Origin of the sequence: Bradyrhizobium sp. HKCCYLRH2015 (assembly GCF_051168215.1) — a bacterium.
In the GTDB taxonomy this organism is placed as follows: Bacteria; Pseudomonadota; Alphaproteobacteria; order Rhizobiales; family Xanthobacteraceae; genus Bradyrhizobium.
Window position 1 is genome coordinate 454,104 of sequence record NZ_JBNPUO010000006.1, and the last position, 13,200, is coordinate 467,303.

8 protein-coding genes are annotated in these 13,200 nt (G+C 66.3%); 4 read left to right on the top strand and 4 right to left on the bottom strand.

Going from position 1 to position 13,200, the window contains the following annotated elements; all coding sequences use genetic code 11:
* The first annotated feature begins 33 nt into the window (after positions 1-33).
* Entirely contained in the window at positions 34-279 is a 246-nt protein-coding gene (locus ACQR1H_RS18635) for a GlsB/YeaQ/YmgE family stress response membrane protein (protein ID WP_315717851.1), read from the top strand.
* Between the two features lie 97 nt (positions 280-376).
* Positions 377-1,219 (top strand): AAA family ATPase, encoded by an 843-nt coding sequence (locus ACQR1H_RS18640; protein ID WP_315717852.1) that lies wholly within the window; start codon positions 377-379, stop codon positions 1,217-1,219.
* 28 nt (positions 1,220-1,247) lie between these two features.
* On the opposite strand, the gene ACQR1H_RS18645 is transcribed toward ACQR1H_RS18640, so the two are convergent.
* Positions 1,248-1,631, bottom strand: coding sequence for a response regulator (locus ACQR1H_RS18645; RefSeq protein WP_315804509.1), 384 nt, complete (start codon positions 1,629-1,631; stop codon positions 1,248-1,250).
* Complete coding sequence (locus ACQR1H_RS18650; protein WP_434907982.1) at positions 1,624-5,310, bottom strand: PAS domain-containing protein; 3,687 nt, start codon at positions 5,308-5,310, stop codon at positions 1,624-1,626. The genes ACQR1H_RS18645 and ACQR1H_RS18650 overlap by 8 nt, the downstream gene beginning before the upstream one ends.
* A 228-nt stretch (positions 5,311-5,538) precedes the next feature.
* Between ACQR1H_RS18650 and ACQR1H_RS18655 the strand changes: the two genes are divergently transcribed.
* A complete protein-coding gene (locus tag ACQR1H_RS18655) occupies positions 5,539-7,053 on the top strand; it encodes a helicase HerA domain-containing protein (protein WP_434839207.1) in 1,515 nt (504 codons plus the stop codon).
* A gap of 44 nt (positions 7,054-7,097) precedes the next feature.
* Here ACQR1H_RS18655 and ACQR1H_RS18660 read toward each other — a convergent pair whose 3' ends face one another.
* Positions 7,098-9,227 (bottom strand): phosphocholine-specific phospholipase C, encoded by a 2,130-nt coding sequence (locus ACQR1H_RS18660; protein WP_434907983.1) that lies wholly within the window; start codon positions 9,225-9,227, stop codon positions 7,098-7,100.
* 271 nt (positions 9,228-9,498) lie between these two features.
* On the opposite strand from ACQR1H_RS18660, the gene ACQR1H_RS18665 reads away from it, so the two are divergent.
* Positions 9,499-11,091 carry an ATP-binding protein gene (locus ACQR1H_RS18665; RefSeq protein ID WP_316177810.1) on the top strand — a complete coding sequence of 531 codons (1,593 nt, stop codon included), beginning with the start codon at positions 9,499-9,501 and terminating at the stop codon, positions 11,089-11,091.
* An 816-nt stretch (positions 11,092-11,907) separates the two neighbouring features.
* On the opposite strand, the gene ACQR1H_RS18670 is transcribed toward ACQR1H_RS18665, so the two are convergent.
* Positions 11,908-13,023 carry a PAS domain S-box protein gene (locus ACQR1H_RS18670; RefSeq protein WP_434907984.1) on the bottom strand — a complete coding sequence of 372 codons (1,116 nt, stop codon included), beginning with the start codon at positions 13,021-13,023 and terminating at the stop codon, positions 11,908-11,910.
* Positions 13,024-13,200 lie beyond the last annotated feature (177 nt).

A 13,200-nucleotide genomic window follows, 5' to 3' on the forward strand; every position in this document is an offset into this window, starting at 1 on the left:
ATCCCTGGAACAACAGGCGGAATGGGGGCTTTCATGGGTATCATTGCAGCACTGATCATCGGCGCCGTCGCGGGCTGGCTGGCGGGGCTGATCGTGCGCGGCGCAGGTTTCGGCCTGATCGGCAACATGGTCATCGGCATCATCGGCGCGCTGGTCGCAAGCTACGTGCTGCCGGCGCTGCACATTGCGCTTGCCAGCGGCACGCTGGGGGCGATCCTGGACGCCACGATCGGCGCCGTCATCGTGCTCGTGATCCTCTCATTGATCAGGCGCGCTTGATTATTTCTGCTTCCGATGGCAGCCATCATCTCAAAGCCGCAGCGGCGTTGCCGCTGCGTAGCCACTCAACACAAGTTCGAACGATGAGCGAGACGCGATGAAATTTACCGGCACCCAGGACTACGTCGCCACCGACGACCTCAAAGTGGCCGTCAATGCGGCGATCGTGCTCGAGCGCCCGCTGCTGGTGAAGGGCGAGCCGGGGACCGGCAAGACCGTGCTGGCCGAGGAAGTCGCCAAGGCCGTCAACGCGCCGCTGCTCACCTGGCACATCAAGTCGACCACCAAGGCGCAGCAGGGCCTTTACGAATACGACGCCGTCTCGCGACTGCGCGACAGCCAGCTCGGCGACTCCAGGGTGTCCGACATCAAGAACTACATCAAGCGCGGCAAGCTGTGGGAGGCCTTCACGGCCGAGCAGCGGCCGGTGCTCCTGATCGACGAGATCGACAAGGCCGACATCGAGTTTCCGAACGACCTGCTGCTCGAGCTCGACCGGATGGAATTCCACGTCTACGAGACCAACGAGACCATCAAGGCGAAGCTGCGCCCGATCGTCATCATCACGTCCAACAACGAGAAGGAGCTGCCGGATGCGTTCCTGCGCCGCTGCTTCTTCCACTACATCAAGTTCCCCGATCCGGATACGATGGGCCGGATCGTCGACGTGCACTTCCCGAACATCAAAAAGCGGCTGGTCGAGGAAGCGCTACGCATCTTCTTCGAGGTCCGCGACGTGCCCGGCCTGAAGAAGAAGCCGTCGACCTCCGAGCTGCTCGACTGGCTCAAGCTGCTGCTCAACGAGGACATCGGTCCCGAGCAGCTGCGCGAGCGCGATCCGCGCAAGCTGATCCCGCCGCTGCACGGTGCGCTGCTCAAGAACGAGCAGGACGTCCACTTGTTCGAGCGGCTCGCCTTCCTCAGCCGGCGCGAGGTGTGAGGGCGCGCGGCTCAATCCGACCGGCGCGTCATTGCGGCGCCGTCCTCTTGATCAGGCGTCCGAGTGCACGCATGATCCCATCGACGGCAATCGGCTTCTCGCAGCGGAGGATCTTCGAGAAGCGGTCCGGGATCACCGATTCGTCATAGCCGGTGGTGAAAACGAAGGGCACGCCGCGTTCGACCAGCAGATCGGCGACCGGAAACGCCATGTCGCCGCGCAGGTTCACGTCGAGAACGGCGCCTTCGATCCGCCCCTCGCGTTTGATCAAGGCGAGCGCGTCAGGGACGGTTCCGACCGGGCCCAGGATCGTGCCGCCGGCACTACCGAAGGCGCAGCGCAGCTCGTCGGCAAGCATATACTCGTCCTCGACGATGAGGATATGACGGTCGCGAAGCGAGCGTTCAGGCATGATCCTCAAGCTCCAGTGTGGTGAGCGAAACGGGAATCGATATCGTGCAACGGACACCGTCGGATGCGAAAGCGTACGAGGTCCTCGCGCTGAGCTGATAGGGCAAGGCCTGTTCGATCAGCTCGCGCCCTTGCCCCGTGCCGACGGGCATCGTGGCTGGCGGCGGCATGTCGACGCCGCTCTCGCGCCACTCGATATGCAGCCAGGGCTGGCCTTCCGCGCCTTCGCGCTCGAGCGACCAGACCACGCAGAGCCGGCCCGAGGGCTGCGCCAGCGCGCCATACTTGACCGCGTTGGTGGCGAGCTCGTGCAGGGCCATGGCAAGGATCTGAACGGTCGACGACCGCAGCCTGACGCCGGACGGTCCCGACAGCCCGATGCGCTCCGAACCGCCGGCGACAGCCGACAGCTCGCTACGGATCAGATCGTCGAAGGTGACGCGATCATTCTCCTTGAGGCGGGACAGCAGGCCCTGGGCGCGGGACAGCGTATCCAGCCGATCACGGAAGCGGGCGCGAAAATCGCCGAGATCGGCGCTGGCACGCGCCGTCTTGTCGGCCATCGAGCGGACCACGCCCAGCAGGTTGCGGGTGCGATGCTGCAGTTCGGCCACCAGCACCTTCTGCCGCTCCTCCCATTCACGCCGCTCGGTCACGTCGACCATGGCGCCAGTCATGCGGATCGGTCGTCCCGCGTCGTCATAGAAGAAGCGCCCACGGCCGTACAGGCAGCGAATTGCGCCGCCCGGATGCACCACGCGAAACTCGCTGACATATTCCTGGTGCGCCTCCATCACGCGGTGAAGCGCGGCTTCGGCTGCGGGACGATCGTCGGGATGGATGCGCGCCGCCCAGGCCTCGTAGCTCGGGGTCAGCTCGCCAACAGCATAGCCTTCCATGCGAAAGTGCTCGTCCGACCAATAGACCTCGCCGGTTGCGACGTTCCAGTCCCACAGGCCGAGCCGCCCGACCTCGACCGCGCTGCGCAGGCGCTCCTCGCTCTTGCGCAATTCCCGTTCGGCCTTGTTCTGCTCGGAGATGTCGCGCGCCGTCCCGAACCACTCGATGATCTCGCCGTCACGCCCGAGAATGGGGATGGCGCGCGAATCGATCCAGCCGAGGCTGCCATCGATCCTGATCACGCGGTGCTCCAGCTCGAACATGCCCTTCGTCGCGACGGCCCTGCTGATCGCCGCAGTCACCTGCGCCTGATCGTCCGGATGAATGTATTTGGCGAGCCAGCCCTGGCTCGGTTTCATCGTATCGGCGATGAAGTCCTTGCCCTGCAACTGGCGCATCTCCCGCCAGTCCGGGCTCATGCGATAGACGACGTCGGAGCTCGCGGTTACGAAAGCGCGATAGCGCTCCTCGCTGGCGCGCAGTCGCTCCGTCGCTTCGGCACGCAGACGGGCCATCTTGAGATGCGCCTCGACACGCGCCAGCAGTTCACGCGCACTGAACGGCTTGATCAGATAATCATCCGCACCGGCCTCCATGCCTTCGACGCGGCTCTCTTCTCCGGCCCGGGCCGACAGCAGGATCACCGGGATGGTACCGACCCGTTCATCGGCGCGCAGCCGTGCCAGCAACTGCATGCCGTCGATGCGCGGCATCATCACATTGGACAGAACGAGGTCGGGCTTGTCGCGGGCGATGGCCGCGAGCGCGGCTTCGCCATCGGCGACGGTCTCGACATCGTAGCGCGCGGCGAGCAGGCGGCGGACATAGTCGCGCATGTCGGCATTGTCGTCGGCCAGGAGGATGCGGGGGCGCGGCCCGGCCCTGTCGGCTGATGGCGTGGTGATGTCGATGTCCGGAACGGCATGCGCGTCGAGCGACGGCGGATCCGGCAGCCAGCGCAATGCCTCCGCGATGAACGGCCGCGCACCGCGAAGCATCGGTTCCTGCGCCGGCGCCGCATCGGACGGGAGATGACTTCGTCCCCTGGGGATTCTGACCGCGAACGTGCTCCCCTGCCCGGCTTCGCTGGTCGCCGCGACGGATCCGCCGTGCAGCTTGGCGAGCTCATGCACCAGTGCGAGCCCGATGCCCGAGCCTTCATGGGTGCGGCCGAACGCGCCGGCGACGCGATGGAAACGCTCGAAGAGCCGCGGCAGCTCGTGCTGCGGGATGCCGGTCCCGGTGTCCTTCACGCTCAGCTCGAAATGACGATCGCAGGTGACGAGCCGGACCTCGATGTCGCCCGTGAAGGTGAACTTGAACGCGTTGGAGAGCAGGTTGAGGACGATCTTCTCCCACATTTCGCAATCGACATAGGCCGGCTCCGGCAGCGTCGGGCAATCCACGATCAGCCTGAGGCCGGCGGCTTCGATCGCCGAGCGGAAGGTGCTGGCGATCTCCGCGGTCAGGCTCGCGAGGTCAACCGGCGCGTAGACCGCCTGCATCCTGCCGGCCTCGATCCGCGAGAAATCCAGCAGCGTGTTGACCAGCTTGAGCAGCCGCAAGGCATTGCGCTGGGCGATCTCCAACCGGTCGCGATCTGCCGGCGGCAAGCTCTGCGACCGCAGCACATCTTCGAGCGGACCGAGCATCAGCGTCAGCGGCGTACGGAACTCGTGGCTCACATTGGCGAAGAACGCGGTCTTGGCGCGATCGATCTCGGCGAGCGTCTCAGCGCGGCGCCGCTCCTGCTCATAGGCGAGCGTCTCGGCGAAGGCGCTGCCGAGCTGAGCGGCCATCAGATCGAAGAAGCCCTGATGCTCGGCGTCGAGGGCGCGGCGCGGATTGACGCCACAGATCAGGATCGCCGTCGCCTGCTCCCGCCCCGTCGCAACCGGCAGCGCCAGTGCCAGCTGCGGCGGCTCGGGCCATGCGCCGGTCGGGACGCCGGCAAATTTCGCGCGATCCAGCACGACGCGAATCGGCGCCACCGCGCGCGCCGCCGCCCGGACCGGCCACAGCCCGTCCCCATCGCTGTCGAGGGCAATCTGCGCCGGCGCGATTGCACTGTCCGGGTGTACCCCCGCGGCGCTCAGCAACCGTGCCGATCGCTGGTCCTCGCCGAGTTGGTAGATCAGCGCAAACGGGACATCATGCGGATTCTCGGCGAGGACGTCGGTGGCTTCGCGACAAGCATCCGCCAGACTGTCGGCACGGCCGCGCGCGGCGAGATCGCGCAAGGTCCGCATGCGGCGTTCGCCCACGACCCGGGCCGTCGTCTCGATGACGGGGGTGAAGACACCGCCGACACCGCCGGTCTCGTCGCGAATCGGCGAATAGGAGAACGAAAAATAGGTCTCTTCGAGGTAGCCATGGCGGTCGATGAACAGCGGCATGTCGCGCGAGCGGGTCGCTTCGCCAAGCCCAACGACGTGCCGCAACATCGGGCCGATGACCTCCCAGATCTCGGACCATACCGCGTGCCCCGGCGCCCCGAGCGCGGCCGGATGCTTCTGCGAGCCGAGGATCGGGCGATATTCGTCATTGTAAAGCATGACGAGCTCCGGGCCCCACCAGATCAGGATCGGGAACGCGCAGTCCAGGCAGGTGCTGATCGACGTGCGCAACGACTGAGGCCAGCTCTCGGGCGGCCCCAACGGCGTCCGTGACCAATCATGGATGCGCATGAGCGCTCCCATCTCCCCGCCTCCCTGCAGGAAGTCGGCCCCGCGCGCGAACGCCTGAAACGTCGCGCGACCGGCATCCGAATGCTCGTTCACTCCTGGCCCCTTTTTCATCGCACAATATCGTGAAATGCGCGCGGGCGCCAAGCACTGGCCAGAACGGGCAACGAGCGCATCAACGAGGAACTCGGCGGCGCGGCGGGATCCATCCGTCCATCCACAGCCGATCTCGCAACTTGGGACAGTCCAACGCAAACGCTCGACGTGCGCGGCTGCGCTTGTTAAGCGCCAGCCTCTGCGTGAAGCGGGGTTGAGTCGGGGCACATGACGGTTGCGATCGAGATGGGGCAGACGGCGGCGGGATCGCCTGCCGCCCTGGACCTCGAGGAACTGCTGGCGACCCGGCTCCTGGTGCAGGGCAATTCCGGCTCCGGCAAGTCGCATCTCCTGCGCCGCCTGCTGGAGCAGAGCGCGCCCTGGGTGCAGCAGACGATCATCGACCCCGAGGGTGACTTCGTCACCTTGGCCGAGCGATTCGGCCATCTCGTGATCGAGGCCGAGGACCACACCGAGCGCGCGCTGCAGGTCGCCGGCGAACGGGCGAGGATGCATCGCGTCTCGACGGTGCTCAACCTCGAAGGCCTCGACGCCGAGAATCAGATGCGGCGCGCGGCCGCCTTTCTCAACGGCCTGTTCGAGATCGCCCGCGACCACTGGTACCCGATGCTCGTCGTGGTCGACGAAGCCCAATTGTTCGCACCGGCCGTCGCGGGCGAAGTCTCCGACGAGGCCCGCAAGGCGTCGCTGGGCGCGATGACCAACCTGATGTGCCGCGGCCGCAAGCGCGGGCTGGCGGGCGTGATCGCGACGCAGCGGCTGGCGAAGCTCGCCAAGAACGTCGCGGCCGAGGCCTCGAACTTCCTCATGGGCCGCACCTTCCTCGACATCGACATGGCCCGCGCCGCCGACCTGCTCGGCATGGAGCGGCGCCAGGCCGAGGCGTTCCGCGACCTCGAGCGCGGCCAGTTCATGGCGCTGGGCCCCGCGCTGTCGCGCCGGCCGTTGGGCCTGCGCATCGGCCCGACCGACACCAAGCCGCGCAACGCGACGCCGCGGCTGATGCCGCTGCCGGAAGCGTCGCTCGAAGACGCCCGCGCGGTGATTCTCGCCGCACCGCCGCCCGAGACCAACGCGCGGCCGCAGCGCAAGCCGCAGCCCGAGCTGCTCGACCAGCTGATGGCGGCGAAGTCTGCTGCGCTCGAGCTGCGCCCCGAGCCGCCGGCGCCCGCCGTCAGCGAGGAGGAGCTCGCCGAGCGCAAAGCCCGCGTCGAGCGCGTCTTGCGCGCGGTGCTGGCCGAGCCCGACGCGGGCTTCCGCGCCGTCGGCGTGCTCTACCAGGAGTTCGTCGTCCGCTGCCGCATCGAGGGGCTCGGCACGGCCGTGCCCGACCTCAACGAGTTCCGCCGCATGCTGACCCGCGCCCGTGCCGGCCTCGGCGGCGATGACGCGGCCGACGACGCCGGCTGGCAGGACGTCACCTTGCGCGCCTCGCTGCTGCCCGAGGACATGCAGGGCGTGTTCATGATGATCGCCCGCGCCGCCAAGGACGGCCGCCCCTGCCCGAGCGATGCCGCGATCGCCCGCGCCTACGGCTCGCACTCGCTGCGCCGGGCGCAGCGCCTGCTGACCTATATCGAGGACCAGGGCCTCATCGTCTGCCAGCTCGACGGCGCCGGCCGCCGCATCGTCACCCTGGTCGAGCTCGCCTGGGCCACCGCGCCAGGCGATCCCAATGCCGACGATGCGACCAACGAAGGCCTCGTCGCTTCGTCGTCGTGAGAGGTGCCCGGTTTGCTCCGGGCGCCTCCCGCCGTCGTCTGCGATCAGGTCGCGGCGATCCTGCCCATCGCCGGATCGCTGATGCTGGGCCGACCGTTCTCGACGTGGCCTGCAAGCTGCCAGTTGAAGTTGGCGTCCCCGTCCGTCGTGACCGTCAGGTCGTACCAGCCATGGGTCTGCTGCAGGCGAACCCGCGTCTCCAGCCGCTGGCCGCGCTGCAGCCGGTGCCGCTCGCTGCGTCCGGTGTAGTTGTCGGCCAGAGTCACCACGCAGCTCGCGCCCTTGTTGGTGAGCGCGATCGCAAGGCTGCGGGCATCGTCGCCGTCGTCCCAATCGCAGAGATGGACGGTATCGACATCGACGAGCGCCGCGGTGGTGGCGACGCCGCCCTTGAAGTGGCGGAAGAAGCCGTTCGGCCCGTACACCGACAGATCGTACTGGCCGGCGCTGGCCGCGAGGTCCCACACGCCGTGCAGCGATTTCCCGGCTTCGACGGTGTAGCTCCACGGGCCGGCCGCGGTGTTGCCGGAACGAACGTGGAAGCAGACGCCGGCCTGCCCCGGATTGACGAAGCGGATTCCGAACGTCTTGTGCGCGGCATCGGCATCGCCGTCGACACGCAGATCGTAGGGCAGCGCGCGCGCCGGACGGATGCCCGGCTCCTGCTGCGGCAGGACCTGCTTGGCGGGCGGCACCGGATGATAGTCGTCGAAGCGCGCGCCCGAGGTGATGTCGGCGACCGGCGGCTTGTAGCCGGCCGTGCTCGGCAGCGGCGCCATGCCTTCGTTGGGCGATGTGAAGTTGAACGCCGAGGTGAGATCGCCGCACACCGCCCGCCGCCATGCCGGGATGTTGCTCTCGAACAGATCGGGCGCCTTGTGGTGGAAGCGGCGCTCGATGAAGCGGATCACAGAAGTGTGGTCGAACACTTCCGAGCACACGAAGCCGCCGCGCGACCACGGCGACACCACCAGCATCGGCACGCGGACGCCGAGGCCGTAGGGACCGGCCATGTGGCTGCCATCGCCGGCGAAGAGGTCCGTGCTCACATCGACGGTCGACTGTCCCCAGGCCTGCGACATCGCTGGGTACGGACCGACGACATGGTCGAAGAAGCCGCCGCCTTCGTCGTAGTTGATGATCAGCGCGGTCTTGCTCCACAGCTCCGGATTCGACGTCAGGATGTCGAGCACCTTGGAGATGTACCAGGCGCCCGGCCCCGGCAGCCAGTTCGGATGCTCGCTGAACGCCTCGGGAGCTGCGATCCACGAGACCTGCGGCAGGGTGCCGTTGCGGACGTCGTTGCGCAGCCCGTCGAACAGGTTCTCGAACGTGCCGCCATTGGCGATGTTGCTGCCGCGCAGCGCCTTCTCGTACAGCGGACTGCCTGCTTGCGAATTCTGGTACTGGTGGAAATACAGCAGCGAGTTGTCGCCGTAATTGCCGATCCACGGATTCTGGGTCCAGCCCCAGGAGCCGGCTGCATTCAGCCCGGTGCCGATGTCCTGATAGACCTTCCAGGAGATGCCCGCCTTCTCCAGCCGCTCCGGGAACGTGGTCCAGTCGTAGCCGGCTTCCGCATTGGTGATGACCGGTCCGCCGCCCTTGCCATCGTTGCCGTCCCAGCCGGTCCACAGGTAGTAGCGATTCGGATCGGTCGGTCCCATCACCGAGCAGAAATACTGATCGCACACCGTGAAGGCGTCGGCCAGCGCATAGTGCCAGGGCAGATCCTGCCGGTTCATGCAGGTCATGGTCGTGGTGCCCTTGTTGGCGATCCACTTGTCGTAGTTGCCGTTGTTCCAGGCCTTCTGACCGTCGTTCCAGCCATGGGCGACGTCCTCGACATAGACCTGGCCGGCATTGTCGACGCGGAACGACATCACCGCCCCCGCGCCGTTCGGCTGCTGCCACACCGGGTTGCCGTTCGGCAGCTTCACCGCGCGGGGATCGTTGAAGCCGCGCACGCCGCGCATCGCACCGAAATAATGGTCGAAGGCGCGGTTCTCCTGCATCAGCACCACGATGTGCTTGACGTCCTCGATGCTGCCGTGGCGATTGAACGCCGGAATGGCATGCGCGCGCTCGATGCTCTGGCCGAGAGCGGCGGTCGCAGCCGACGCTCCGAGCAGCCGCAGGAACTCGCGCCGGTTGTGCGCGATCGTGTTCGACATCTCGTTCATTCCCCATGGTGATGACGGTGTCGAGCGGCTTAGGTCGGCGCGTTAACAACCGCGTGACCGGGCGGTAAAGGATGTGTGGCAGGCTTTTGACGCCGCGCGGCGGAGCGGCATTCGCGGCGAGGGCGCCCTGCCGCGATGCACGTCGAAGCCGCCATTGCCCTTGCACCCGAGACGAAAAGCTGAATGATCCGTTCGGGTTGCGACGACGACAGACCGGGCGAGCCCGGATTTGGCGGGTTGCGTTGTTGAGGATGGTTTGCATATGCCGACGTTGACGGTGCAAGCGGCGGGTCTGGAGGGCGCGGTGGCATGGACATGGCTGCAGGTCGTGTCCAACGGACTGATCGCCAGCGCCTTCTTCACCATCGCCTTCGTCGTCGGCACGTTCCTGCGGCGGCGCTGGCGCGACGTCATGTTCCGCGGCATCGTCGGGGCGCTTGCGACCTTCGTGGCCGTCGTCGGGGTCACCCGCCTGCTCGCGATCGTCGATCTCTGGGTGCCGACCTCGACCATCACGGACATCATCAACGTCTTTCTCGGCGTCACCTCGATCGGAATCATCGTCATCATGATCAAGATGCTGCCTCAGCTTCTGGTCCTGCCGACGCGCATCACCTTGCAGAAAGCCTATGCGCAGCTCGAGGAGGAGATCCGGCAGCGCCGCGCCGCGGAAGCGATGGTGCGGCGATTCCAGGAAATCGAGGCCAACGAGGCCCAGGTCCGTCAGGCGCAGAAGATGGAGGCGATCGGCCAGCTCACCGGCGGCGTCGCGCACGACTTCAACAACATCCTGACCGTCATCACCGGGACGATCGAGATCCTTGCCGACGCCGTCAAGGACAAGCCCCAGCTCGCCGGCATCGCCGGCATGATCAGCGCCGCCGCCGAGCGCGGCGCCGATCTGACCCGGCATCTGCTCGCCTTCTCGCGCCGCCAGCCGCTGCAGCCGCGCGCCACCGACATCAATGCACTCATCGTCGAGGCCGGCCGCCTGCTGCGGCCGACCCTCGGCGAGCAGATCGAGATCGAATCGATGCTGGCCCATGACAGCGCGCCGGCGCTGATCGATCCGAGCCAGCTCTCGACCGCGATCCTCAACCTCGCGCTCAACGCCCGCGATGCGATGCCGGACGGCGGCAAGCTGACCCTGGAGACCAAGAACGTCACGCTCGACGAGCACTATGCGCAGTTGAACCGCGACGCCAAGCCCGGCAGCTACGTCATGATCGCGGTCAGCGACACCGGCCAGGGCATTCCCGGCCCGCTGCTCGACAAGGTGTTCGAGCCGTTCTTCACCACCAAGGACGTCGGCAAGGGCTCGGGCCTCGGGCTCAGCATGGTCTATGGCTTCGTCAAGCAGTCGAACGGCCACGTCAAGATCTACAGCGAGGAAGGCCACGGCACCACCGTGAAGCTCTATTTGCCGCGGGCCGCGGGCGCGCCGGAGCTGCCCGCCGCCGACACGGCACGTCCGGCGGTGGCGCGCGGCGGCGAGACCATTCTGATCGTCGAGGACGATGCGCTGGTGCGGGACTACGTGGTCGCGCAGGTGCGGCGGCTCGGCTATCGCACGCTCGCCGCCAGCAACGCCGCCGAGGGCCTGGCGCTGATCGACAATCCGGAACGCATCGACCTGCTGTTCACCGACGTCATCATTCCAGGCGGCATGAACGGCCGCCAGCTCGCGATCGAGGCCGAGAAGCGCCGTCCCGGACTGAAGGTGCTCTACACATCGGGCTACACGGAGAACGCGATCGTGCATCATGGCCGGCTCGATGCCGACGTGCTGCTGCTGGCGAAGCCGTATATGAGCGCCGATCTCGCGCGCATGATCAGGACGGCGCTGGAAGCGTGAGGCGAACCGCGATGGTGGCGCCGGTCGGTCGATGTCTCGCTTGCCAGAGCTCGCGCGTCACAACCGGTGTCGTCCCGGCCCTGCGCCGGGACCCATAGCCACCGGCCATGGTGGTGAAGCGAGATCGATCCACCAGCGTGCCTCACACATCTTCCTGGGGTTATGGGTCCCTGTGCAAGGCCGGGACGACGGCTGAGATCGCGGTTGGCGCCTTCCATCACACTGTGCCCGAGACAACCCATAAAGACGCGACGCCGCCTTCCCGCCGCCCATGAGGCGCAGGTGATGCGGCAATCATGTCCCTCCTGAAAATCGAGAGGGCGCGAGGAAGGCCGGACCTCGGCTGAGGCCCGTGGCCCGCCTGCTCAAAAGAATGCAGGCGGCAGGTACCACAGGTACAGCCGGACAGACCCGGCCTTCCCCGCGCGATGGTTTTACGGTGTCCTTCGTGCTCTCCCTGGGGATCGGCGTTCTTGCCCCCATTTTGCAACAACGCGCCTTTGGCGCGTTGCGCAGACCTCAGCGTCGAGAGGCCAGGACCACACGACTTCGCCGTCCGTCACGACTGCACTCGTCTGGCACAGCCGTCACGTCCATCGCAGCCCGCCTCCACGTTCGTGACGACGCGTACGTCCCTCTGCTCGAGGCGGGATGGGCAAGACCATCGTCCTGATTTGCCCGACGACGCAAGCCGGCGCGGCTGCGGCAAACTAACTCGACGGGCATTTCGCGCATACGAAGCATGCGGAGATTGCCCGTCGGGCACATCTGGCCGGCGCTCCATCCAGATGTGAAGCCGTGAAGATCGGCTGACAATCAGCGGACGGACGGAGCAGCGGCGGCTTCCCCCCGCGCCGCAAGCGGCAATGACGCCTGCCTCAGACTTTCCGACGGCGTCTCACCGTAGATCTTTCGATACTCCCTGGCGAAATGCCCGGGATTGCTGAAGCCACATCGCAAGGCGATCGACGTCACCGTGTCACCTGCTTTCGCATCGTACAGCAAGCGGTGCGCATGTTGGATTCGCGTCAGCTTGATCTTCTCGGCCAAGGAGACGCCGCTCTTCGCGAAGTACTGATAGACCGTGCGGGGGCTGACGCCGTAGCGAACCGCGAGCTGCTGGATCGATATCTTCTGATCCCAGTTCGTCTCAATGTGTTCCAGTATCCTGCGAATGGGCTCCGGCACCTGGCGATCGCGATCGAGATGATCCGCGGTGACGTCGATCGTCGCGCCGACGAGATGGGTTCGTCCGTCGGACGGGCTGTAGACGGAGGTCGCCATGCCACGGACCCAGCGCACCGTACCGGCTTTGCCAAGCACCCGGTAGTCGCGCGTATAGCCGGTTCGCTTCATGATCGCACGACGGATGACCTGCGCGAGCCCGTTCCGATCCTCGGGATGCACGTGGCACAACATGTCGCGCAGCGACGATGGCGACGCCGGCGGAAAATCTCCCTTGGAATCGTCTGCATCGACGATCAGGTTGAACGTCGACAGCCCAGCGAGCTTCTCCGCGGCCGCAAGCTGTTCTTCCAGGATCCTGGTTGTCGTGATGTCCTCGACTACGGCGCAGAACCACTTCAGGCGACCCCTGGCGTCCCTGACCGGATTGACGGTCACGCGTCCCCACACGATGCTTCCGTCCGGCCGGAGATAGCGCTTGTCGAGCTGATAGGTCGCGATCTCGCCTGCAAGCAGCTTGTCGTGCTGCAGCCGATTGCGCTCCCGGTCCTCTGGATGCGTCAGATCCACAAAGGTTAGCCCACTGGTCTTGAGCTGCTCCAGCGTGTATCCGACGATCCGGCAGCATTCGGCGTTCGCAAACCGGATATGTCCCGTTGCACTGTCGACGATCGAGATGCCGGTGCCGAGGCTGTCGAGAAACACCCTCGGCACCGCGATGACTTCGGCAATGTCCTTCTCTGGCATGTCGAAGCCGATACCATCCAATCCGGATGGAGCCTAGCGCCGAGGATCATGTCGATCTTGATCTAAGGCAATCCCGGCCCTGCGACACCTGAACACGCCCCGCAGATTCACGGCCATTCCTGCACAATCAGAACATCGCTGCAGATTGCTGCCTAACCGAATCTTACTGACGAGCTG